23 protein-coding genes, 1 tRNA gene, 2 pseudogenes and 1 riboswitch are annotated in these 23,184 nt (G+C 27.9%); of the genes and pseudogenes, 18 read left to right on the top strand and 8 right to left on the bottom strand.

Translation table 11 applies throughout. The annotated features are described in order from the left end of the window. Positions 1 to 27: 27 nt before the first annotated feature. Both FNZ64_RS00500 and FNZ64_RS00495 read right to left on the bottom strand, forming a co-directional pair. Positions 28 to 987 (bottom strand): ABC transporter substrate-binding protein, encoded by a 960-nt coding sequence (locus tag FNZ64_RS00500; RefSeq protein WP_142412924.1) that lies wholly within the window; start codon positions 985 to 987, stop codon positions 28 to 30. Between the two features lie 277 nt (positions 988 to 1,264). Then, positions 1,265 to 3,163 carry a type I glutamate--ammonia ligase gene (locus FNZ64_RS00495; protein WP_142412923.1) on the bottom strand — a complete coding sequence of 633 codons (1,899 nt, stop codon included), beginning with the start codon at positions 3,161 to 3,163 and terminating at the stop codon, positions 1,265 to 1,267. Between the two features lie 405 nt (positions 3,164 to 3,568). Between FNZ64_RS00495 and ppaX the strand changes: the two genes are divergently transcribed. The 5 genes from ppaX to FNZ64_RS00470 all read left to right on the top strand — a co-directional run bounded on the left by ppaX (position 3,569) and on the right by FNZ64_RS00470 (position 6,660). Further along, on the top strand, positions 3,569 to 4,201 hold the full coding sequence (gene ppaX / locus FNZ64_RS00490; protein WP_142412922.1) for a pyrophosphatase PpaX: 633 nt from the start codon (positions 3,569 to 3,571) through the stop codon (positions 4,199 to 4,201). Between the two features lie 290 nt (positions 4,202 to 4,491). After that, the gene (locus FNZ64_RS00485) at positions 4,492 to 5,142 is read left to right on the top strand and encodes an accessory gene regulator ArgB-like protein (RefSeq protein WP_142412921.1); all 651 of its coding nucleotides are present in this window, start codon (positions 4,492 to 4,494) and stop codon (positions 5,140 to 5,142) included. 1 nt (position 5,143) lies between these two features. Next, entirely contained in the window at positions 5,144 to 5,266 is a 123-nt protein-coding gene (locus tag FNZ64_RS00480) for a cyclic lactone autoinducer peptide (RefSeq protein WP_142412920.1), read from the top strand. Between the two features lie 66 nt (positions 5,267 to 5,332). Continuing rightward, on the top strand, positions 5,333 to 5,812 hold the full coding sequence (locus tag FNZ64_RS00475; protein ID WP_142412919.1) for a hypothetical protein: 480 nt from the start codon (positions 5,333 to 5,335) through the stop codon (positions 5,810 to 5,812). 98 nt (positions 5,813 to 5,910) lie between these two features. Further along, on the top strand, positions 5,911 to 6,660 hold the full coding sequence (locus FNZ64_RS00470; RefSeq protein WP_185903631.1) for a sensor histidine kinase: 750 nt from the start codon (positions 5,911 to 5,913) through the stop codon (positions 6,658 to 6,660). A gap of 127 nt (positions 6,661 to 6,787) precedes the next feature. Here FNZ64_RS00470 and msrA read toward each other — a convergent pair whose 3' ends face one another. Continuing rightward, positions 6,788 to 7,318, bottom strand: a complete 531-nt coding sequence (msrA, locus tag FNZ64_RS00465) for a peptide-methionine (S)-S-oxide reductase MsrA (RefSeq protein ID WP_185903630.1) — start codon at positions 7,316 to 7,318, stop codon at positions 6,788 to 6,790. A 155-nt stretch (positions 7,319 to 7,473) separates the two neighbouring features. Here msrA and rbsK point away from each other — a divergent pair, with 155 nt between their 5' ends. The 5 genes and pseudogenes from rbsK to FNZ64_RS00445 all read left to right on the top strand — a co-directional run bounded on the left by rbsK (position 7,474) and on the right by FNZ64_RS00445 (position 10,632). Then, positions 7,474 to 8,406 carry a ribokinase gene (rbsK, locus tag FNZ64_RS00460; protein WP_142412917.1) on the top strand — a complete coding sequence of 311 codons (933 nt, stop codon included), beginning with the start codon at positions 7,474 to 7,476 and terminating at the stop codon, positions 8,404 to 8,406. A 5-nt stretch (positions 8,407 to 8,411) separates the two neighbouring features. Next, positions 8,412 to 9,185: a LacI family DNA-binding transcriptional regulator gene (locus tag FNZ64_RS00455; RefSeq protein WP_142412916.1), complete on the top strand. Its 774-nt coding sequence runs from the start codon at positions 8,412 to 8,414 to the stop codon at positions 9,183 to 9,185. Between the two features lie 664 nt (positions 9,186 to 9,849). Continuing rightward, on the top strand, positions 9,850 to 9,924 hold the full coding sequence (locus FNZ64_RS15185; RefSeq protein WP_479723884.1) for a helix-turn-helix domain-containing protein: 75 nt from the start codon (positions 9,850 to 9,852) through the stop codon (positions 9,922 to 9,924). Next, a pseudogene (locus FNZ64_RS00450) lies at positions 9,917 to 10,186 on the top strand (RNA-guided endonuclease InsQ/TnpB family protein); the annotation flags it as partial. The gene FNZ64_RS15185 and the pseudogene FNZ64_RS00450, both read left to right, overlap by 8 nt. 215 nt (positions 10,187 to 10,401) lie before the next feature. Next, positions 10,402 to 10,632: a substrate-binding domain-containing protein gene (locus tag FNZ64_RS00445; protein WP_142412915.1), complete on the top strand. Its 231-nt coding sequence runs from the start codon at positions 10,402 to 10,404 to the stop codon at positions 10,630 to 10,632. 117 nt (positions 10,633 to 10,749) lie between these two features. Here FNZ64_RS00445 and FNZ64_RS00440 read toward each other — a convergent pair whose 3' ends face one another. Continuing rightward, the gene (locus FNZ64_RS00440) at positions 10,750 to 12,558 is read right to left on the bottom strand and encodes a Na+/H+ antiporter NhaC family protein (protein WP_142412914.1); all 1,809 of its coding nucleotides are present in this window, start codon (positions 12,556 to 12,558) and stop codon (positions 10,750 to 10,752) included. Between the two features lie 154 nt (positions 12,559 to 12,712). Then, a riboswitch (Lysine riboswitch) is annotated at positions 12,713 to 12,895 on the bottom strand. A gap of 242 nt (positions 12,896 to 13,137) precedes the next feature. On the opposite strand from FNZ64_RS00440, the gene FNZ64_RS00435 reads away from it, so the two are divergent. After that, positions 13,138 to 13,506 (top strand): CoA-binding protein, encoded by a 369-nt coding sequence (locus tag FNZ64_RS00435; RefSeq protein ID WP_142412913.1) that lies wholly within the window; start codon positions 13,138 to 13,140, stop codon positions 13,504 to 13,506. Positions 13,507 to 13,605: 99 nt separating this feature from the next. Here FNZ64_RS00435 and FNZ64_RS14565 read toward each other — a convergent pair whose 3' ends face one another. Together FNZ64_RS14565 and FNZ64_RS00430 are read right to left on the bottom strand one after the other, a co-directional pair. Beyond that, positions 13,606 to 13,770, bottom strand: a complete 165-nt coding sequence (locus FNZ64_RS14565) for a hypothetical protein (RefSeq protein ID WP_185903629.1) — start codon at positions 13,768 to 13,770, stop codon at positions 13,606 to 13,608. 259 nt (positions 13,771 to 14,029) lie between these two features. Next, positions 14,030 to 15,335: pseudogene (locus tag FNZ64_RS00430) on the bottom strand (IS110 family RNA-guided transposase). A gap of 407 nt (positions 15,336 to 15,742) precedes the next feature. On the opposite strand from FNZ64_RS00430, the gene hisC reads away from it, so the two are divergent. From hisC to FNZ64_RS00395, 7 genes are all read left to right on the top strand, one after another. Beyond that, complete coding sequence (gene hisC, locus FNZ64_RS00425; RefSeq protein ID WP_185903628.1) at positions 15,743 to 16,873, top strand: histidinol-phosphate transaminase; 1,131 nt, start codon at positions 15,743 to 15,745, stop codon at positions 16,871 to 16,873. A 36-nt stretch (positions 16,874 to 16,909) separates the two neighbouring features. Further along, positions 16,910 to 16,985 (top strand) — tRNA-Trp (locus FNZ64_RS00420). A gap of 253 nt (positions 16,986 to 17,238) precedes the next feature. Further along, positions 17,239 to 18,204, top strand: coding sequence for a phosphotransferase (locus FNZ64_RS00415; protein WP_243129191.1), 966 nt, complete (start codon positions 17,239 to 17,241; stop codon positions 18,202 to 18,204). 344 nt (positions 18,205 to 18,548) lie between these two features. Further along, positions 18,549 to 19,718: a glycosyltransferase family 4 protein gene (locus tag FNZ64_RS00410; protein WP_142412910.1), complete on the top strand. Its 1,170-nt coding sequence runs from the start codon at positions 18,549 to 18,551 to the stop codon at positions 19,716 to 19,718. A 312-nt stretch (positions 19,719 to 20,030) separates the two neighbouring features. Continuing rightward, positions 20,031 to 20,240 (top strand): hypothetical protein, encoded by a 210-nt coding sequence (locus tag FNZ64_RS00405; protein WP_142412909.1) that lies wholly within the window; start codon positions 20,031 to 20,033, stop codon positions 20,238 to 20,240. 23 nt (positions 20,241 to 20,263) lie between these two features. Next, positions 20,264 to 21,163, top strand: coding sequence for a polysaccharide deacetylase family protein (locus FNZ64_RS00400; RefSeq protein ID WP_142412908.1), 900 nt, complete (start codon positions 20,264 to 20,266; stop codon positions 21,161 to 21,163). Between the two features lie 92 nt (positions 21,164 to 21,255). Beyond that, entirely contained in the window at positions 21,256 to 21,879 is a 624-nt protein-coding gene (locus FNZ64_RS00395) for an HDIG domain-containing metalloprotein (protein ID WP_142412907.1), read from the top strand. A gap of 269 nt (positions 21,880 to 22,148) precedes the next feature. Here the strand turns inward: FNZ64_RS00395 and FNZ64_RS00390 are convergent, their stop codons facing one another. Continuing rightward, a complete protein-coding gene (locus FNZ64_RS00390; RefSeq protein WP_142412906.1) occupies positions 22,149 to 22,838 on the bottom strand; it encodes an LrgB family protein in 690 nt (229 codons plus the stop codon). After that, on the bottom strand, positions 22,822 to 23,184 hold the full coding sequence (locus tag FNZ64_RS00385) for a CidA/LrgA family protein (protein ID WP_142412905.1): 363 nt from the start codon (positions 23,182 to 23,184) through the stop codon (positions 22,822 to 22,824). Before FNZ64_RS00385 ends, FNZ64_RS00390 begins: the two co-directional genes overlap by 17 nt.

Genomic DNA, 23,184 nt, shown 5'->3' with positions numbered 1-23,184 from the left:
AAGGATTCCAATTTTAAATTTACTTCATTATTTAAATAATTCTGGGTGAATTATTTTTGTAAGGTCCTCTAATCCATCTACCAACCTTGGACTAGGAATATCTAAATTATTATTGTCGATTTCAAATACTTTATTTTCCTTTACAGCTTTTAAAGATTTATATGAGGGATTACTCATAAATCCTTTTTTACTATCCATGTGTTTAGATACTATTATTATATCAGGATTATTTGCAATAATCTTTTCTTTTGTATATTTCCATCCCTTAGCATCCTTGGCTATATTATCTGCACCAGCTAGGTTTATTAGTTCATTTATAAAAGTATCACCAGTAGCTGTATAATCACCAGCTTCACCATAAGATATTACATAATATACTTTTGGTTTTTGTGTGTTTTTAGTTTTATTAGAAATGGAGGTTACTTTATCCTTCATATCTTTAATTACTTCATCTGATTTATCCTTAGCATTTAAGGTATCTCCAAAAAGATTTATATTTTTATATACATCTTCAAAGCCCATGGTATTTTCTAAGACATTAAGAACCTTAATGTTGGCATCTTGAAGTTTTTTTATAATTCCTGGCTTTGTAAGTGATGTTGAAAAAACCACATCTGGTTTTAGTGATATAATCTTTTCTACATTAGGTTCGTCAAGCTTACCTATAGATTCAATTTTAGTTGCTTCTTTAGGATAATTACAATAATCAGTTCTTCCTACCAAAAGATTTCCACGTCCTAAAGCGAAGATAGTTTCAGTTGCACTAGGAGCTAAGGAGACTACTCTAGTAGGTTCTTTTTCTAGAGTTATTTCTTTTCCTAGAAAATCTTTTATCTTTTTTGGATAACTTTTATTTGTATCTTTAGTTTCTATAGATTTATTTTCACTAGACTCCTTACCCTTATTAGATGTATTGCCACAAGCAGAAAAAGATAGGATCATGGTTATACATAAAAATAAGTAGAGTACTTTATTAAGTTTTTTCATAGATTACACCTCTTTATATTTTTTTATAGTATTCCATAAAATAGTATAAGTTATACCAATAACCTAATACATGATAACTAAACAAAATATAAAAGTCAATACAACTAATATAAAGTTATTTTATCCCATGACTATCAACCCTAATACTCCCACTTTCTTTAAGTTGAGGGTATTAGAGTGGATACGTATCTGATAATTATTTCTAAGGGTGTAATCAAATGAAACTTTAATCAATTATTTAAAATACAAATTAAAATAAGAAAATTTTAAGATTACTTTAAATGTCTATTAAGTTTTTTAAATATATGGTATACATATGTCTAAGTTCATCCATTTTTTCTTCTAGTTCTATTTGAAGTTCTGAGACTTTTTCAAGATCATTTTTATCGATGGCCTCTCTAATCATAGAAAAAAGGCTTATATTAGTATAAGAGTCTTTCATTAGATAATACCTTAAATTATTTATTTTTTGAAAGTTAGCTAGATCCAAATCCAAAGCTTTATCTATAGAGTGAACCATTTTATATTGTCTAATTTCATTTGTATATTCATTTAGTATCCTATTTTGTATTTCTGTAAGCCATCTTGTTTGAGCTCCTAATTTAAAGCTATTTATAAGTTTATTATTAAATACATTGCCTCTTTTAAGAAAGTTTACTTTATCATCACAATCTAAATTTTTAATATTTTCATATACAGTTTTTGGGGCTTTTCCAAAGAAAATTTCCCTTTCTTCCTCGGTAAAGTCTTCAAAAATGTTTTCTTCACTTCTATATGCTCTAGAATGCTCTAAATATTCAGCAGTATCTCCAGGCTTTTTAGATAACTCTTTTAAAAGATCATCTTCAGTTTTATTACAAGTTATTGCGTATTCAATACCCTCTATCATTGAAAGGTATAGAGTTGATACAGCTAGATATGTGTTTGTATGGGGGTTTGGTGATCTTAATTCAAACCTTGTAGCATAAGGATTTTCCATATCACGAATTAAAGCAATTAGTATAGTCCTATTTCTTGAAGGGACATGGATACTATGACCAAGAGAAGTTACTATACATACTGGAGCTTCAAAACCTGGTTTTAGCCTTTTTAAAGAGTCATTAGTAGAAGATACAAAAGGGTTTATTCCTTCATAATTTTTAAGTATTCCCATTAAGGCTCCATAACCTATTATACTTAAGAAATGTTCTTTTGTAGCTGTAAATAGGTTTATTATATTACCATTTGTAAGTTCTACTGCAACACCTACATGGACGTGTTCACCACTTCCTGCTACATCATTAATAGGTTTTGCAAGAAATATAACATCAAGACCATTTTGTCTGAAGGTTTCTTTAACTAGATTTCTTATAAAAATCTCATTATCACAAGCTTGCAGTGCATCAGAATATTTCCAATCTATTTCTAACTGTTCCATAATATGAGTAAAAGTTCCACTTTGGTCTAATTGAGCTTTTACCCCTCCAACTTCTTTATGAGCCATTTCTGGTTCTAGACCATAGGACTCCATTAAAAGTAAACATTGTTCAAGAGAGGTTCTAACAGCACCTTTTGTACGGGTCCAGTATTGTTCTTTAAGTACTTGTGAAGTAGTAAGTTCCTCAGTATGAGCCTTGTCGTTAGGAGTTTTAACCCAAAATTCTAGTTCTGTGGCTACTGTAAATTTTAAATCTTTTACTTCTTCAAAATTAAATTTATGATCTTTGCAAATATGAGGATTATCTTTTAGTAGTTTTAATAAATCTTCTTTAAATAAAGACATGGAATTCTTTAGAATATGTCTTGAATCCACTGGTTTATTATCATGAAATAGGAAACATGGAATTTTTAAAGTTCCTATTGGAAGATTAGTTGAGCTATCTATATTTTCATAATTATAGTCTATAAACCATGTGCAGTCTAAGTCAGCTATCATATCTAGTTTTGCGTTATTTAAAGAAGCTATACCAGGTAAAACAACAGAGGAACCGTCTGTTTGAACAGCACTTTTATATAGAAATTTGTTTAAATCCTCAATAAATACACTTATGGGGATTCTTTCATCTGTATCATTACCAGATAAATCTATACCCATAAATGATACAAATTTTATTTCACTATGAGATAATAGTATTTCCTTTAATTCTTTTATAGAATGTTTTTCTTTAGGAATAGTATAAAGTAGTTTATTCAATATTTTCTCCTCCTTTAGATTTATAAATAGGATTGTTAGTTTCAGGTGGAGTTTTAACTCTATCCGAAGCTTATATACAATTATCCAGGCTACTAAGTATCTTTTGGTAATTCTAAGCCATAGTAGGTTTAGAATAAATAGACAGTGGATAAAGTGAATATTTTAAAGCTAAATATTTCATTTTATAAAATAATTAAAAGTTTATTATAATAAAAATAAAATGTCAATACAATAATGTGTTATTATAAAATAATAGAAAAAATACTCGAATATTGTAAAACAAATAAATGAAATTTACTTGTTTTTAAGATATAATTATATACAACTTAAAAGAAATATTTATATATGTTATTATTACAATAGATATAATTTATTATTACAAATAGATAAGGTTTAGAGGAGGCAAATATGATTAAAGGAATATTATTTGATTTAGATGGTACACTATTGGATACAAATGAGCTTATAATAAATTCCTTTCAACATACATTTAAAGAGTTTTTAGGGCTTTGTGTAGAAAGAGAAGAAATACTAGGCTTTTTTGGAGAACCATTATATGTAACAATGAAGAGGTATGGAGGAGACAAATGGAGTGAACTGACTAAGTTTTATATGGAATATAATATGAGAGTTCATGATGTGTATACAAGACATATCGATGGGTCACTAGAGGGGGTTAAATTATTTAAGGAAAAGGGGTACAAGCTAGCTGTAGTAACTTCTAAAAGAAGAGAAGCTGCAATAAAAGGCTTAGAGTTTAGTGAAATGCTTAAATATATGGATGTTATAGTTACACCAGAAGACACAGAACTACATAAACCAAATCCTGATCCTATATATAAAGCTTGTGATATTTTAAAATTACAGCCTAGTGAGTGTATAATGGTAGGTGATAGTTCTTATGATATTTTATGTGGAAAAAATGCTGGCACAAAAACTGCACTTGTAAGTTATTCAATGCTTAATAGGGAAGAATTATTAAAACTAAAACCGGAATATTATATAAAAAGTATAAAAGAATTATACCAAAAAATACAGTGATTATATAAAAAACTAAACATATATTAAATTTAGTTGCAAATTAATTTCAAAAAAAATCATATAAATAAAAAATAACTTATAAATAGACATTTTACCTCTATTTTCATTGCTTTCTAATTAAAAAATATGATATTATGATAATAAACGATAGTATTTATATTAAAGTAAAATAATAGCTAAATCACTCGAATTTTGATGAAAAAACATGTAAAAATAATACAAAAAATGCTTGACGTTCCTGTAACAAAAAGGTATATTTTAGTTAAATATACTGTTAGGGATGTGAAGGGATGGAAAAGTTTATAGACAATATTGTTTTTATTTATGATAAAAATTTAAATTTAAGCGACAGGGATAAGGCTATTTTGAAATACGGAGTAACTATTGCTATAAGTACTATCTCAGGTTATATTGGAAGTTTAGCTTTAGCATATCTTTTAGGAAATTTTTTCTCTGTGCTAATTCTCATACTTTCTATGACTTTATATAGAGGATTATCAGGTGGTGCACATTGTAGCACAATGATTAGATGTACTATATTTAGTAGTATATTAGTAAATTTAATTTGTATAGTTTCAAAATATATATTAGGATTAAATTTTACCCAGTGTATATATTTTATAATGGAATTTATGATACTTTTATATTCAATTTGGGCTTTATACAATTATGCACCAGCAGATACTGAAGAAAAACCTATTAACAATAGAGAAAAAAGAGAAAAACTTAAAAAATTATCTTTTGTTTATATTATAATTTGGTATTGCTTCAACATTTTTTGGTTTTACATAAGAAAAAACGTAAATGAAATTTCCTTTCATATATCCATGGGGATACTATGGCAAACCTTCTCTATTACTCCATTAGGATATAAGTTTTTAAATGTTATTGACAAGCTATTTAGCTTGATTAATATAAAAAACAATGTAAGGGGGAACTAATATGTTCAAGAAATTTTTAGAATTTACAAAAGCATTATTTGATTCAATTGCGTTTTCTAATGCAAAAGCAGCATGCAATTATATTGCATACCAACCAAAAATGCCAAAAGATTTAGAAGACTAATCTTTAAGCCTTACTAAAGATTAAATACCGATAAACAAAAGATAAACTCTATGAGGTGAAAAGAAAATGCTTTTAAAAGCTTTTGGATACATTTTCCAGAGTTTCTTGATGACAACTGTTGGATATAGCATAATTGGCATACATATTAAACTCAAAGAACTTATTAAGATAATTTTACTAAACACATTAAATATAGCAATTATAAGATATATGTATAGTATTTTAAATTTAAAAAATGGTTCCCATGTAATTATAATAGCAATTATATATACTTTAGTCTGTAAACTTGTATTAAAAAAGTCTTTAATAATAGCTACCATATCAAGTTTAATATCTTTTTCATTAATAATTATTCAAGAACTTATAGTTTTGTTTCCCATGATCCATATATTTAAAGTGGATTTAGACAAGTTATTAAGTGCTGGTGATATTATTTCTTTATTAATAGTAATAGCATCAAATTCACTGTTAATTATTTTATTTGTAATATTTTCTATTTCTAAGCATAATATAGTAAATTTAGACCAATATAAGGTTAGAAAATAGGTGTACATATGAGGTCATATAAGAAAATTTATTTTTTAATAATCGTAGTGTTAGTTGAAAACTTTTTAATATTTTTCACTTTAAGTAGTGTATTTTTAATGGATAAAAAAAATATACCAATAAAAAATGCTAAAAGTATGATTTTAATTATAGTTGGCCTTGCTATAATAGCAAGTTATACTCTGGGAGGAATTTTAAATCTTATAAAATTAAACAACGAAAGTGTAAAAAAGCTAAGTTCCTCTGAAGAGGTTATTGATGCTTTAAGGTTACAAAAACATGATTTTAAGAATCATCTAAGTGTTATATTAGGTTTATTGCACATGAATGAAATAAATAAAGCTAGAGAATATATATATGATATAAATGGCAGAATAGATGAGGCTTTTTCTATTAGCAAGTTAAATAATGTTGAGTTTGCAGCTATACTTCATACAAAAGTGGCTATTGCTGAATCTAAAGGTATAGAGGTGGAGCTAGACATAGAATGTGGATTAGATCATATGTATATTAATAATATAGATCTTTGTAGAATTTTTTTTAATCTTATGGACAACGCTTGTTATGAACTAGAAAAATGCAAGGAAGAAAAACGAATTCTTTCTATAGAAATTAGGGAGTTTGAGGACAAAGTAATTTTATGTATTACTAATTCATATCCCATTATCTCTGAGAAAATTAAAGAAAAGCTTTTCAATAAGGGATTTTCAACTAAAGATGGGGATGGTAGGGGTTATGGATTAACTATAGTAAAAGATTTAGTTAATAAGCATAGTGGAGAAATTAATGTAGAGAGCTATGAAGGTGTTGGAACTATCTTTACTGTATTTCTTCCAAGAAAGATATAATGAAAGATATATATTAATATACTATGAATAAAACTATGCATAAAAGGTGTTTGGTTTTCCGCTTATGTATAGTTTTATTATTATTTAGGATTACTATGTATTATGGAATAGATTTTATTTAATCATATTAACTCCAAATTTTATTTAGAAAGTTATCTCTTCCTGATTTTTCTCTATCCTCTTTGTACTCATTTGGATTATTAGCAGGAAAATTTTGATGATAATCTTCAGCTAGATAAAAATTTTTAAGAGGAAGTAGTTTTGTTACTATGGGCTTAGAAAATTTATTTGATTTTTTTAGATCAAGTATAGAGTTTTCAGCCATAATTTTTTCCTCGTCACTTTCATAAAAGATAGCTGTTTTATATGAAGATCCCCTATCTTGAAATTGCCCTCCATCATCTGTAGGATCTATTTGTCTCCAAAACATAGATAATAATTCTTTATAAGGAGTAATAGAACTATCGTATACTACCATAGCTGTCTCATAATGACCTGTCTTTTGAGATTTTACCTCTTCATAAGTTGGCTGTTTTGTGTTCCCACCAGAATAACCCACTTTAACATCAATAACTCCTTCTAAAAGGTAGAAGCAATCTACCATACACCAAAAACATCCACCTGCAAAATAGGCAGTTTTTATATTTTTATTATGCATACTTAATTCCCCCTTTAATCTACTTAAATATAGTTTATATTGTTTTATATATATTGTAAATCTATGTTTTGAATTTAGGAACGTTGACAGAATTTTTAACAAATGTTAAAATTCAATTAACCGGTTTAGTTCATAAAACAAATGAGGTGAAAATTTTGAGTAAAGTATGTGTAATTGGAAGTATAAATATGGATTTAGTTTTAAACACTAAGAATTTACCAAAAAAAGGTGAGACTATATTAGTAAAAGATATTATCAAAATTCCAGGGGGAAAGGGTGCAAATCAAGCAGTAGCTGCTAGTAGATTAGGTTGCCAAGTTAGCTTTGTTGGCGCAGTTGGAAAAGATGAAAATGGACAAATTCTTCTGGAATCTATGGAGAAAGATGGAGTAAGATTAGAAGATATTAACATAATGGAAGGTACATCTACAGGAGTAGCTATAATAACTGTTGATAGGGATGGAAACAATACTATATGTGTTGTATCTGGTGCAAACATGGAACTTAATTTAGAAGACGTAGAAAAATCAAAGTCATCCATAGAAAATAGTGATGTAGTTATAACTCAATTAGAGACCCCAATAGAGATAGGGGAAAAGGCATTTAAAATAGCAAAGGAATTTAATAAGATTACTATTTTAAATCCAGCACCAGCAATGGAAATTAAGGGTGAAATTCTAAAATACACAGATATAATTATACCTAATGAAACAGAAGCTTTTGAGTTAACAGGGGTAGAAATTACAGATTTAGAAAAAGCTAGAGAGTCAGCAGAGGTATTTTTAAATAAAGGAGTTAAGTTTGTAGTAATTACCTTAGGAAGCAGAGGTGCTGCTATTATTTCTAAAGAGCATAGCATGATTGTACCAGCTTTTAAAGTTAAAGCTATAGATACTACTGCAGCTGGAGATTCTTTTATAGGGGCTATGTCTAGTAAACTAGGACAGTTAAGAGAGCTAAATTTTGAGAATATAATTGAAGCTGTAACCTTAGGCAATAAAGTTTCATCTATAACTGTAACTAGAGAAGGGGCACAGAGTTCTATACCAACTTTAGCTGAAGTAAGGGATGCTTATGGAGAAGTTTAATATAAATGAATAAGGTTACAATGAAAGATATAGCTCTAATGGCTGGCGTTTCAAAAGCTACAGTTTCAATGGTAATTAACAATAAGGATGAAAGTATAAGCACAGATACAAAAGAAAAGGTACTTAAGATATGCAGGGAAATGAATTATGTACCAAATTCTATTGCCAGAAGTTTAAGCACTAAAAAGACTCAAACCATAGGAATAATAGTACCTGATATTACCAACCCCTTCTTTTCTGAAATTTGTAGGGCTATAGAAGATGCTGCTAGTGATAGAAAATATAATATTTTTCTTTGTAATACAGATAATAAAGCTTTAAAAGAAAAAGAATATTTAGAATTATTAATAAGTAAACTTGTAGATGGAGTAATTTTAATATCTCATAGTAATAATAATGATTCCATAAAGTTCTTTAAAAATAATAATATTCCTTTTGTAGTCTTAGATAGATATATGAAAAGTTCTGAAGATTATTATGGTGTATTTTGCAATGAAGAGAAGGGCATAAAAGAAGCTATAGAATATCTTTACTATAAAAAAAATAGGAGAAAAATAGCCTTTGTAACGGGAAATATGAGCCTTGAAATTTCTAGGAGAAGGTTAGGTAGATTTAAGGAAGAAGTTAAAAAGCTTAATATTTATAATGAAAACATAATAAAGCAAGGAGATTTTACACTAGAGTCAGGAATAAAAGCCACAGGGGAACTTATAAAATCAGGTCATGCTTTTGATGGAATATTATATAGTAATGATTTAATGGCCTTTGGAGGTAACTAACAGTTACAAATAAGTTATAAAAAGTTATAACTTACTGTAAAGTTTTATAACTTTTAACTTAGAAAATTGTTGACAGCCTCCCATGTTCGTAAAGAGCATGGAGTGATGTATGAAATACATCCAAAATCCTTTGAATTGCTGGAAACCCCTAAAGCTAACTAAACTACAACGTAAGGATGAAATAAGCCTAAGCGTGATAGTTACGAAAGTAGAAAAAATTAGTTAGATGGCATAAGGTTAAATCCTAAGTGCACTGACCTAAGCTTTAAAACCACTAGGTTGTGATAATGGGCAATCAGCAGGTAAGCCTCGAAAAGGGGAAACTTCAACGACTATCCCGTGATGGGAGTACACTACAAGCCATTGGTAGTGGAAGTGGAGGACACCATTAGGTGATGATATAGTCTACGCTCATATGAAAGTATGAGAAGTTCATAAGTTTTACAAGACTTTGAGAACTGCTTAGTACTAGCGACACTAAGTGAATGAGGCATAAAACTTGTAAGGAGTTATAAATATATAAAATTATTAGTAATCTTTTTAAATTACCTCAATTCCATTATATCCTTTAATAATTAGGAAATAATAATAATGGAAGGGAGGTGAAAATTTGATAAAGGCAATAAAAATAAGATTAAAGCCCACTAATGAACAAGAAATATTAATGTTTAAATCCGTAGGATGCGCAAGGTTTGCTTACAACTGGGGACTTTCAAAATGGGAGAAAACTTTATATTAACCCTAGATGCTATTTTGACGGAAAGTATTGGTATTTAACATTAGGATTTGAGCACAACGAAAATCAAGTTGAGTTAGATAAGGATTTATCTATTGGAATTGATTTAGGAGTATCTAATTTAGCCATAGTGAATTCTTTAGATAAACCAATAAAAAATATTAATAAGTCTGTAAAAATTAGAAAGCCTAAAAAGAAATTAAAAAGATTACAAAGACAAGTATCAAGAAAATATGAAGCAAATAAAAAAGAGAAGAAATTTATCTTGGTAATTATAAAATAGCATAATTGGTGTTTACAAAAATTATGCTATATGTACCCTGCGTTGTGGGGGAATTTAAGTCCTTGGAGAATCACACCAAACTAGAGTAGAATAAATTATTTAAAATAGGATTCTATGAACAGGAAATGTTATTTAGTAATGAATAACACAAGTAAAATTTATATATTTATAACTTTTTATAAGTTTTATGCAACGGTATTAAGACTTTAATTAAGTCTGGTATAAGTATACCTAAGGAAGTAAATGTAATTGGATATGATAATATAAATATTTCTAGCATGTTTGAACCTGAGTTAACTACTGTGTCACAACCAATTTATCAAATTGGAAAAGAATCCTGTCATATGTTAATAGATATGATAGAAGGAATTACAATTAAGTGTAAACAAGTAATTTTGGATACAGAACTAATAATTAGGAACACATAAATAATTAAAAACTTGCTGATATTTGATTAAGTAACCATTATATCAACATTCTATCTAACAATGTCAATAATAAAAGCTTCAGCGGGAGTAAAAACTCTCTCTGAAGCTTTTATATATTTATTTAGTGGATTCTAAGTCACACTTTGAAAATTCTAAGTTAAGAGAAGCATCTGGATCAACAGAAGCCTCTAAACCATTAGGTACAGGTTTTCCTATAAACTTAAGAACAAGAAATACTATAATTAAACATATAGGTAAAGTTAAATAAATAGGCATACCTAAACCTGATGGAATATATCCAAATAACACTGAAATAGCACCTACTACTAAAGCATAAGGAAGTTGAGTGCTAACATGGTCTAGGTGATCACAACTAGAACCCATAGAAGATAAAATGGTTGTATCTGAAATAGGAGAACAATGATCTCCAAATATACTTCCAGTTAGTATGGCACTAATACATAGCACAACGTAATTGTGATCTGCATTTAAAGCATATGATAGAGGTATGGTAAGGGGCATTAGTATACCCATAGTTCCATAAGAAGTTCCTGTTGCAAAAGATATTATAGCAGATAATATAAAAACTATACTAGGAAGTATAAAAGTAGGCATTTTAGTCTTAGAAAGAATAGATACTAAGTAAGGGGCAGTACCTAATTCCTTTATTATACTACTTAAAGACCAAGCAAGAAGTAATATAACTCCTGTGATTATTAAAGATTTCATTCCTTCTATCCAAGTTTCAATTGCCTCGCCTAAAGTAAATATTTTTTGAGTACATCCCATAATCATAGCTACAATACTTGAAAATAATGCAGAGGAAAAAAGTACTATACTAGCATCTGATTGTCCAAAAGTTGCTTGAATAGCTGAAAAAGACGTTGGAGCAGTCTTAAGTAAATTTATATATTCTTTATTATCTCCAGACATTATAGCATTATAACCATTAAAATAAAATCCAATAAAAGAACTTATAATTAAAACTAGGATAGGAGTTATAGCATTCCAAATGCTAAGCTTAATTCCTTCCTTAGGCTCCATACTTTTATCCTCTGAAGAAAGAGGGCTTGATCCTGGTCTCAAAGTTTCCCCAGTAGTTCTAGCTCTATATTCACTTTTATACATAGGACCAAATTCCCTTAGTAATATAGCTGAAATAACTATAAATGCAAGGATTAAAATATTGTAAAATCTATAAGGAATAGTTTGAATAAATATATTATAAGAGTTCTCCTTAACTCCTATAGCTGAAAAACCATCTTTTATTAAACTAAGTTCATATCCTATCCAAGTAGATATAACTGCTATACCAGAAATAGGGGCAGCTGTGGAATCTACAATAAACGATAACTTTTCTCTTGAAACTTTCATGTTATCACATACAGGTCTCATAATAGGACCTACGATTAAAGAGTTAGCATAGTCATCGAAAAATACTAAAATTCCTAAAAGCCAAGTTACTATTTGAGTACTTCTTGGTGTTTTTGCTTTTTTTGCAAGGGCTTCTGCTACGGCTTTTGTTCCACCCATTTTAGAGATAAGAGATATAAGCCCACCAATTGTTAAACATTGAAGTATAATACCTGCATTCCAAGGATCAGCTAAAGAATTAAGCAAATAATGAACAATCATAGTAAATGAATTAATTATTGCAGGGAATATGTTAAACCCATTAAGACTTAATAAAAAACCACCTACAAGTAATCCAAGGAAAAGAGAAATTACAACATTTTTAAATATAAAAGCTAAAACAATAGCTATTATTGGTGGTAATAGAGTGAGAAAACCGAATTTTTGTGCATTTACTTCAGGTTTACTTAGTTCACTAGCTAAAACTAGACTTGAATTTAACAAGTTAAAGAAGCAAAGTGATAAAGCAAAAATAAAAAAACTTTTTGATGAATTTTTAATGGAATTTTTCATGAAAGATTCCTCCTCTTTTTAGTTAGTGGAAGGTTAAGAGGAAGTGATTTTAGGGGATAAAAAAACAAAAGCCCTAGGAGAAATCCTAGGGCTTATTTCACAAATTTAAATAGATATAAAGTTAAATTTATACTAATAAATTAATATGAATAAGTTTTAGGATAGCTCTTCACAAATTAATTATGATATTTGTGACAGTCTTACACATATTTTATGTAAAACCAGCTATACAATCTCAAAGCATTGATTGTACACTTCGGCCATAGTTCCTTTCATACTACTTCATTGTGCTTACCTCCATAGTATTACTCATAAATACGGCGCCTCTATCATCAACCGTCCACTATATTTACTTTTAATATGTTTACCATTATACTAATATTAAACTACTAAGTCAAGGAACTTTTTAGAAATTTAAAAAACATAGAAACGAACTTTTAGTTTAAATATTTAAAATAAACATAATATAAGATAACATGAACTTTATATTAAGCAACAAAACCATATGAATTAAATTATTATAGTATAGTATGACAAGAGGCTGTATATCTTGTACATTAAATAAACAGGGGTGATATTATGAGTATTAATGAACTATTTGAGTACAAAAATTGGGTTGTAGTTGGAGATGTGAATAATGAAACTAAATATGCCTATAGGATTTTAAATGCTTTAAAAAATGAAAAGTATAATGTAGTTGGAGTAAATCCTAGAGGAAATGGGGAAGAGTCATTTATTTCCCTTAAAGCAGTAAATTACAAAATTGAAGTTATAGATTTATGTATAAATCCAAAGTCAGGAATTGAAATAATGAAGGAAGCACATGAAATGGGAATTAAAAATGTTTTAATTCAACCAGGTGCAGGAAGTGAAGAAATATTAAATTACTGCAAAGAAAATTGTATTAATGCCTTTGAAGGATGTGTTTTAAGACAACTTGGATATTAGAAATTGTATTAACTCCAAAGGGAAAACCTCTTTGGAGTTAATATTATAATTTAAGATGTTTAATAAATAGATTAAACATCTTATTATGAAAAAGATCGCCTATTTATTATGAGAAAGCTTTGAATGTTTAGTGAATTTATCACCATTTGAATCAATTTTAACACCATTTTCTATTCCAACATCAGCACCATCCCTTGGAAACATCTTTCTAAGTTCAGCGTTACTCTTTTCCTTTGTTTTCATATGGTTTTTATTATTATGCATATTAAAACCTCCTTAAAAAATCATATTTCAATATTAATTTAACCAAGAGAATAATAAAGTATTAGAACAAAAAAATGAAACATTGTAAAGTATATATATAATATGGTAAAGTATTTAAAACTAGATAAATAAAGTGAAGACCAGCTAGTAATAGTCAATAGTTTTTTTAAAAAAGTAAAAACTGATTAAAGGTATAGCAAAGCTAACTATTGTAAATATACGAACAATAGCTTGAATTCGCTGTTAAGGTTTTAGCCGACTAGGCTGCTGTTTTTAATTGATTTTGTAGATACATCTTCTCATGTATTTTAGAATCTCTAATTTCATAAGGTTTCTGATTTTTTAGAACTGAGAATATGTATTTGATTAGTTTGTTCATCACAGCACCTAAAGCTACTTTTTTCTTTTTACCTTTAAGATTTTCTTTGTAGTATTTAAGCAAAACTTCATTGAACTTCATTGATAGGTTCACCATTTTTATTGGTTCTTACGGATGCTAATGCGGCAGCATATAAGGCACGGCGTCCAATCCTGGTACCACGCTTAGACATTCTATTTTTATCACTGTTGAACTTGCCTGATTGACTAACAGAAGGATCGATACCAAAATACGCAATTAAATGCTTAGGCTTAAGAAAACCGTTGATATTACCGATTTCACTCATTATGGTTATTGCAGTCAATTCACCAATACCAGGTATTGAATATATCAATTGCATGTTTTTCACAAATGTTTCTGAGAGCCTATGGCTTTTTATAAATGAGTGTATTTCCTTCAGTAAATTTTCAAGTTGAGTTTCTAGAGTTTCTATCAATGAAATTGTATTGGTGATTTTTATAAATAAGCTAGATGATTTTATGCCGATATAGAGTGCTTCTTGGGCAATAGAAATCAGTTTTTCATAAAGGTTTTCACCATAGATTAGTCCTTTTCTTGAGTTACGAGAAATAATTTCTATCAAAGTATCTCTATCTTCATCAAGAATGGCTTGTGGACTACTATATTGCTTGAGTATAGTCAAAGAAGTTTTACACGTAATATTTGAAAATACGGAATTATATCCAGGAAAAATAACCCTTAAGTCAGTAGATAATTTTTTCTTATAAGTAGATTTGGTATCTGTTAATTTATAGTAGTCTCTACAGAGAGATTTCAAGGTATAAATTTCAACATCGAATGCAGAAGAGCATTTAACAGATTGAAATTTGCCTATTGTAGCGATGGATATTGCATCACGTTTATCATTTTTTACTTTTCTTATTCCACTATTTTTGTTACTATTAGTAATGAGTGGATTAAAGATAAATGTTTCGAACTTATCTTTAAGAAAGTGGAAAAGAGTAAGGTGATAAACACCAGTAGATTCCATGAAAATGCCGGTTTTCATGTTAAACTCTTTTTCCGCTTTTTTTATTTGATCTACTAGGTAATCAAAACCATCTCTATTATGATTAATCTTAAAAGGCTTCTTAAAAATTTCACCGTCAGGTGCTAAAATAGCCACTACTGAAAAATCTGCTGACACATCAATTCCTACTGTTGGTCTATAAAAAAATTTACTCATGTTTATTATCTCCTTTATTTTTGAGATAGAATAAATATTCCATTTCTATCAGTGATTCTATAACCTTGTTTGTGACACGGGTAATTCCTAAAAGGAAACCCAACCAGCTAAACATAGAGTTCTCACTGATGGAATGATACGCTAATTCACGGGTATAAATGACTCGATAGAGCCACTTCCCAGGGGGAAACCATCTATCTTCTATTCAGGAGATATTATATCAAAAAATTTAACGGTATAGGTTTCAATTTAGATTTAATAGAAAACTTAATTTAGATATGAAATGAACGCCCTATCGGGCAAAATAATTAGAACAATAATAAAAAAGATTTGTTGTAATGTTCGTTAGAATAATAGATAGTTTTCTATTGAATGTTATGACTACATTATACAAGGGGGAAGTAACTTTGAAAGATTTAGTGTTGAATTCAAAACTAGAAAATATAAATCCATATAAAGCAGATGAAACTAAATATGGAGTAAAATTAAATGCAAATGAAGGCTTTGATATTATAGGGAAATATTTATTAAATGAAGTTCAAAAGGAGATTTTAGCTATAGATTTTAATAGATATCCTTCATCTAGTTGTATAGAATTACGCAGACTTTATTCAAGTTATTCAGGGGTTTCTTTTGAAGAGGTTATGGTAGGTAATGGTTCAGATGAATTAATTCAAATTATAACAAATAGTTTATTAAGTAAAGGTGACACATTATTAACCTTAAATCCGGATTTTGGCATGTATAATCTTTATGGAAATATAATTGAAGCACGAGTTATTAAATATGAATTGGAAGAGCAGGAGATTTCCTTTGATGTAGAACATTTAATAAATTTTGCAAAGAAAAATAAGGTGAAATTATTTATTTTTTCTAATCCTAATAATCCTACATCAAAGGTTATAGAAGAAGAGGATATAATTAAAATCATAGAGAACTTAAAAAACACCGTTATTGTAGTAGATGAGGCATACTTTGAGTTTTATGGCAAAACCTTAGTTAATTATATAAATGAATATGAAAATTTAATAATACTTAGAACCCTCTCAAAAGCTTTTGGACTAGCTTCCCTAAGAATTGGTTTTTTAATAAGTAACAAAAAGTTAATAGAAAATATTAAAAAAGTAAAAGCACCTTTTAATGTAAATTCCATTTCTCAAAAAATTGGAGAAGTAGCCCTAAAAAATACTGAATTAATGAAAGAAAGTGTAAACTTATTGATTTCTTTAAAAGAAAGCTTTAGGAAAGAATTAAAACAAATGGAAAAAGACTTTGGAGGAGAGCTTTTTAAAGTATATCCTTCCTATGCAAACTTTTTCTATATTAAAGCAGTTTCAGCAAAGGAAATAGCATCTAAACTTAAAGAAAACAGTATTAGTGTTAGTGAATTTTATGGAGAATTTCTAAGAGTAACTGTGGGGTCAGAAGAAGAAAATAGGGCTTTTACAGAAACTTTAAAGCTTATATTAAATAATTTATACAATGGTAGTATTACAGCGGATAGTCATCGTATAAAATTTCTTGTTGACAAAAATTAAATATATGTTAAAATACTAAAGTGTCATAAGAAATTTAGGGGTATAGCTCAATTGGTAGAGTAGCGGTCTCCAAAACCGTTGGTTCCGGGTTCAAGTCCTCGTGCCCCTGCCAGAGAAGTTACTGTGAGTATAACAGTAATATTTTAAAAGTTGGTAAGTGTTTACCAGCTTTTTTTATTTTTTATTATTATATTTTTATGTAAGTTTGGATAACAGGGATAAATGGATAAAGATTTCTAAGCTTAAGAGGAGTAAAGATTTCCTCTTAATCTTAGAAATCTGTTTATTGAAGGGGAGAAAAAAATAATATTAATTATAGTATAATAGTTATAAAGTAGTTATAAAAGAATAGGGGATAGATTTTGATGCTTACAAATATAATTATGGATACTGATAAATTAAAAAAAATAATAACAAATTTTTATGGCATTTATGAACCTTTTGATTGCAAGTTTATTCGCAGAAGTTTTAATGATCATTATTTAATACAGACTAAAAATCATAAATATATTTTAAGAGTATATTTAAACAATAAATATTATATTTATGATAAAAATGATTTCAAATTTGAGTTAGATTTGCTTTCGTTTCTTGCTTCAAAAAATGTACCTGTATCTTCTTCACTTAGAAATAAAGAGGGCTTATTTTTAAGTGAATTTTTATATAATAAAGAAAAAAGATTTATAGCAATGTTTTCATTTGCAGAAGGAGAACAGATCAATACTTCATTGGATAGTAATTTAGCATTGTGCTTTGGAGAAAATATTGCAAACTTACATAAAGTATCAAATGAATTTAAAAGTAAGCATTATAGATATAAGATAGATCTTAATTATCTTATAATTGAACCAATTGAAATGCTGAAACAATATTGCAGTAAACATAAATTTGAGAGTCTTAACTTTTTTATGCCTTATGCAAAATATTTATATAGAGAGTTACAAGAATTACCTGTTAATAGTGATGCATATGGTATAATACATGGCGATTTAAATCCTTCTAATATACATTTAGATTATAAGGGAAATCTAACAATATTCGATTTTGATCACTGTGCATATGGTTGGAGGATACATGATTTGGCTGTTATAAAACTTTGTTATGATGAAAATACATATGAAGCAATACTAGATGGATACACTTCTAAAATAAGTTTATCTAAAACAGAAGAACGATTAATTGAGTTATATGCAAAAACCTTGATTATAAGGAAATATAAAGATGTTTTAAGTATATTGAAAATAAGTGATAATGATATAAGTGAAAAATTTGATGAAAGAGAATTCATTAGTAGTGCTATTGATACATTACATAATTTAATGAAAGGATAGTGGGTTTTTCTTTTAAAATAAAAAGTTAGTAGATTATATTATGTACTAACTTTTTTTATACTTTTAATAAATATAACATTACAAATAAGGATAAAATTATAGTTATATTATGTTTTATTATACGAAAATTAAAAAAGTATATTTAAATTTCATGGGGATAATAATATAACTAAGGCAATAATATAATTAGGACATTAATCATAAAAAATGAGCTTTAAGGAAAATTTAAGGTAAATTTAAGAGTATACATTGATTAAATTTAATATTTATATGCTATTATTATACTAATAAAAACTTGTTAACATTTATTAGTATTAAGATTTTAGATAGGAGGTTGTTATTTCATGAAGATATTAATAACAACTGATACGTACTTTCCAATGGTAAATGGTGTTGTTATTTCTACGTACAATTTATATAAAGAACTTAAGAATTTAGGACATGATGTTAGAGTATTAACCCTTTCTGAACGTCACAAATCAAGAGTTGAGGGTGACGTATATTATATTAGGTCTGCAGGGCTTAAAATATATCCAGGAGCTAGAATAGGTAGTCCATTCTTTAATTCAATTACAGATGAAATTCTAGAATGGAAACCGGATATAATACACTCTCAAACAGAATTTACCACAATGGTTTTATCACGAATTATATCAAAGAAATTAAACATTCCTCAGATACATACATACCATACTATGTATGAGGATTATTTGCATTATGTACTTGGAGGAAAGCTTATTAGCAAAAGTACTGCAGCAAAGGTAACATCTGCTTTATTAAACCCTTTAGAAGGTGTAATAACTCCAACTAAAAAAGTAAGTGAGACTTTAAAATCCTATGGTATTACTACTAATATTTCTATTATTCCTACAGGAATAGATGTAGAGAAATTTGGTACTAAGGTTTCACAAGAAGAGATAGATGGTTTATTAGAGAAACATGGAATACCTAAAACAGGTAAAAAGATTATATATGTTGGAAGAATAGCAGAAGAAAAAAACATAGAAGAGGTAATTAGTTTTTATAGTAAGGTATGTAAAACCAGGGACATTAGTTTAATTATAGTAGGTGGAGGACCATATTTAGAAGTACTAAAAGACTTAGTTAAATCTTTAAATATAGAAGAGAGAGTATTCTTTACAGGAATGGTAGAGAGCTCTGATGTATATAAGTACTATAAACTAGGAGATTTATTTGCTACAGCTTCAACTAGTGAAACACAGGGATTAACATATATAGAGGCTTTAGCTAGTGGGCTTCCAATACTATGTAGATGGGATCAGTGTGTTGAGGGGTTAGTTATAAATGGATACAATGGTTATACCTATAATAATGAAGAAGAGTTTGTAGAATATATAGATAAAATTTTCTATAAAGAAGAAGGATTAATCGAATTAAAAGAAAATAGTGTAATTAAAGCTGAGGAATATTCAAGTAAAAATTTTGGCTTGAATGTAGAAAAACTTTATAAGAAGGTTTTGCAACAGGTAAAGGAAGAAAAATTAGTAGTTTGAAATTTTTTAAGGCATTATTTTTAAAGAACACTTATTTATATTTATAGTATAAAGAATTTTCAATAGAATAATTTGAAAATTCTATGCTATGGTATAAAATGGTGTTCTTTTTTGTCGAAAAATTTTATATTTATTTTTTTATTGTAAATAATAAGTTTATCAGTATAGTTTAAAATATCATTTAAATAACATTAGATTTATTAGTAAAAAGGTTTATCTATTAATGGATAAGTACATTTTAATTTCCTACATGTTAAAAAGAAGATATATTTATATAAGTATATTTAGCAGCTAAAGGAAGGAGGTGAAAAATTGAAGCGGTGGGAACTAAAGTTCAGCATAATTTTACTTTGTTTATGTCTAGTATTTTCAGTTATATTATATAGACAACAAGATGAAATTAAAGTTCTTAAAGATAGAGAAAATAAAGCACAACTTAATTCAGAAAAATTAGATCGAAAGAAATATAGTGAGGAACAAGAATTAAAAAAATTAGATAAAACATACAAAGAGCTAAAGTAATTTATATAAAGGTGTGATTACCAATGAGGAAAAACTTAGTTAGGGTTTTACTAATAATTGCAATTATACTTCAATCATTTTTAGTATATAGTATTTTTGATAATAGAGCTAGAATATATGCCCTAAGAGAGAGTATACAATTAGAAGAAGAAAATAATGAAAAGCTTAAAAAGGACCTAGATAAGATCTCTAAAAATAAGAGGAAATTAAAAGATGAAATTGAAAAAGAAAAGCTTAAAAAAAAGAAAATAGAAGAAGAAAAAAAATCAAGACTAAGAGAAGAGAATTCTAATAATAAAAAAATAGTTTATTTAACCTTCGATGATGGACCTTCCAGTAACACTAGTAAGATTTTAGATATATTAAAGGAAAATAATATTAATGCTACGTTTTTTGTTAATGGTTCTAACACAGAATATTGTAAGGCTATTTATAAAAGAATAACCAATGAAGGAAATGCTATAGGAAACCATACTTATTCACATAATTACAGATATATATATAGAAATAAAGAAAACTTTATAAAGGATTTTTATAAACTTCAAAATCTAATTAAAGAAACCACTGGAGTTGAACCTAATATTTTAAGATTTCCAGGAGGAAGTAATAATACAGTAAGCCATAATTATGGTGGGAAAAAAATAATGAAAGAACTTACACGACATATGGATGAAAAAAACTATGCATACTTTGATTGGAACGTAGATTCTACAGATGCATCTGTACCCCTTCAAGATAAGGATAAAATAGTAGATTCCGTACTTAATAATAGTATCAATTTAAATAAGGCTATAGTTCTTATGCATGATAGTGGTAGAAAAAATACAACTGTAGAAGCGCTGCCAGAAATAATAAAAGAATTAAAATCAATGGGATATGAATTTAGGACTTTAAGTCCTTCAGAATTTAGAGTGGTATTTTAATAATACGTGATTACGCAACCATCATATGGATAAAATTGTCTAATAAATCTTAATATAAAATAGACTAAATATTATAAAGGAAGTGAAAATTAATGGACATAACGGAACTTTATAAGGAAATTGATAGGGAAATTCTGCATAGTGATAAACCTTCTTTATATATAAATAAAATTAAGGAAGAACTTAAAAAATCACAGTACCCTTTGAAATTTATAGGGGAATTAGAAAACATAGAGCAAGAACCTAAGTATCATCCTGAAGGAAATGTTTTTAATCATACTATGGAAGTTTTAGATCTAGCAGCAGGAAAAAAAGAGGAAAGTGAAGATAAAAGAGCCTTTATGTGGGGAGCATTGCTTCATGATATTGGGAAGATAAAAGCCACTAAAGTAAGAAAAGGAAAAATAACTGCTTATAATCATGAAAAAATAGGTTCAGAGATGGCTGAAGAATTTTTAGGGTTTTTTAATGAGGATAAGGATTTTATAAAGAAAGTAAAAGCTATAATTAGATGGCATATGGAACCCTTATTTGTAATAAAAGATTTACCTTTTAAAGATATAGAAACTATGAAAAAAGAGGTTAATCCAAAGGAGATATATTTACTATCACTTTGCGATAGAATGGGGAGAGGACCTTTAACAGAGGAACAGAAAAAGGAGATTGAAAGTGGATTAAATAAGTTTTTAGATATATGTATGGATAACAATATGTAGAATATCAAGTTAAAGAGAAATATATCATGTGCAAAGTCCATTTTAAAAGTAAAGTTACTATTGAATTTAAATTTGATCAATTTAGAGTGTCGACCTATATATTGTTTTTGTATTATGTATTAAATTTTATATAAATATATAAAAGATAAAAATAACAAGAGCTATATTTAACTGAGGGCTCTTGTTATTTTTTATTAGTTAATAATTATTTTTCTATCTTTAACTTTCTTGCTAATATAATTATTAACTTTTAAGAATTAATAATTATCCTAAAAAAGCTTTACAATTAATGGAGCTAAGAACACTGTTAACAAGCCAGATATAGCGATAGCTAGTCCACCCATAGCACCTTCTGTTTCCCCTAACTCTAAAGCTTTTGCAGTTCCCATGGCGTGAGATGCAGTTCCCAGTGATATACCAACTGCAATTTTATTTTTAATTTTGCACATATTGCAGATTAGAGGACCTATAATTGATCCTAATATACCAGTAATAATTATAGCTGCAACAGTAATAGCAGTATTTGCACCAAGTTGTTTTGAAACTTCCATTCCTATAGGAGTTGTTATGGATTTTGGCACTAAAGAAAACATAAGCTCTTTATCAATTTTAAATAATTTACTTAAAACTATAATGCAAATTATACCTATTGAAGTACCCGTTGTTATTCCAATGAATATAGGAACTATATGTTTTTTTAAAAGTTCAAGTTTTTTATAAAGGGGTACTGCCAATATAACCGTAGCAGGACCTAATAAAAATGAAATGTATTTTCCACCAATATTATAAGACTCTAAGCTTATATTTGTTAATTTTAAAAATGTAATAACCAAAGCTATACCAATTAATAGGGGGTTAAATAAGGGATTTTTAGTTTTTTTAAATAAGAAGCATCCTATTTCAAAGGCTATTAGAGAAATAGTAATACCGAAAATAGGATTATTAATTATGGAATTCACTTTTACTCCTCCTCATGAAAAGTTCAATAGTTAGTCCAGTCACAACAATAACTACAATGGTAGACACAATGATTATTGCGCCAAAGCTAACTAAGTTTTTTCTAATAGTATCAAAACAAGTTATAAGCCCTACACCTGCAGGAATAAATAAAAAGGGTAGATGTTCTAAAAGTAAGTTGCTAGTTTTTTCAATCATATTAAGCTTTACAATGCCAGTACAAAGTGCTAGTAAAAGTAAAAGCATACCTATAACATTACTTGGTACTGAAAGATTAAAAAGAAGTTTAACTAATTCTCCTAGGATGCAAAAGGAAAAAATAATTGCTAATTCTCTTAAATATTTCAA

It is taken from the genome of Hathewaya massiliensis (assembly GCF_902143515.1).
GTDB classification, from domain to species: Bacteria; Bacillota; Clostridia; order Clostridiales; family Clostridiaceae; genus Hathewaya; species Hathewaya massiliensis.
This window is presented reverse-complemented; position numbering and strand designations above follow the sequence as displayed.

What these genes read in the sequence shown, in the direction of transcription:
- ppaX (WP_142412922.1), top strand. Translation starts at nt 3,569, where the DNA reads ATGATTAAAGGAATATTATTTGATTTAGATGGTACACTATTGGATACA.
- FNZ64_RS00410 (WP_142412910.1), top strand. Translation starts at nt 18,549, where the DNA reads ATGAAGATATTAATAACAACTGATACGTACTTTCCAATGGTAAATGGT.
- FNZ64_RS00470 (WP_185903631.1), top strand. Translation starts at nt 5,911, where the DNA reads ATGGATAAAAAAAATATACCAATAAAAAATGCTAAAAGTATGATTTTA.
- FNZ64_RS00395 (WP_142412907.1), top strand. Translation starts at nt 21,256, where the DNA reads ATGGACATAACGGAACTTTATAAGGAAATTGATAGGGAAATTCTGCAT.
- FNZ64_RS00455 (WP_142412916.1), top strand. Translation starts at nt 8,412, where the DNA reads ATGAATAAGGTTACAATGAAAGATATAGCTCTAATGGCTGGCGTTTCA.
- FNZ64_RS00435 (WP_142412913.1), top strand. Translation starts at nt 13,138, where the DNA reads ATGAGTATTAATGAACTATTTGAGTACAAAAATTGGGTTGTAGTTGGA.
- FNZ64_RS00415 (WP_243129191.1), top strand. Translation starts at nt 17,239, where the DNA reads ATGCTTACAAATATAATTATGGATACTGATAAATTAAAAAAAATAATA.
- FNZ64_RS00440 (WP_142412914.1), bottom strand. Translation starts at nt 12,558, where the DNA reads ATGAAAAATTCCATTAAAAATTCATCAAAAAGTTTTTTTATTTTTGCT.
- FNZ64_RS00500 (WP_142412924.1), bottom strand. Translation starts at nt 987, where the DNA reads ATGAAAAAACTTAATAAAGTACTCTACTTATTTTTATGTATAACCATG.
- FNZ64_RS00400 (WP_142412908.1), top strand. Translation starts at nt 20,264, where the DNA reads ATGAGGAAAAACTTAGTTAGGGTTTTACTAATAATTGCAATTATACTT.
- msrA (WP_185903630.1), bottom strand. Translation starts at nt 7,318, where the DNA reads ATGCATAATAAAAATATAAAAACTGCCTATTTTGCAGGTGGATGTTTT.
- FNZ64_RS00480 (WP_142412920.1), top strand. Translation starts at nt 5,144, where the DNA reads ATGTTCAAGAAATTTTTAGAATTTACAAAAGCATTATTTGATTCAATT.
- FNZ64_RS00485 (WP_142412921.1), top strand. Translation starts at nt 4,492, where the DNA reads ATGGAAAAGTTTATAGACAATATTGTTTTTATTTATGATAAAAATTTA.
- FNZ64_RS00475 (WP_142412919.1), top strand. Translation starts at nt 5,333, where the DNA reads ATGCTTTTAAAAGCTTTTGGATACATTTTCCAGAGTTTCTTGATGACA.
- FNZ64_RS14565 (WP_185903629.1), bottom strand. Translation starts at nt 13,770, where the DNA reads ATGCATAATAATAAAAACCATATGAAAACAAAGGAAAAGAGTAACGCT.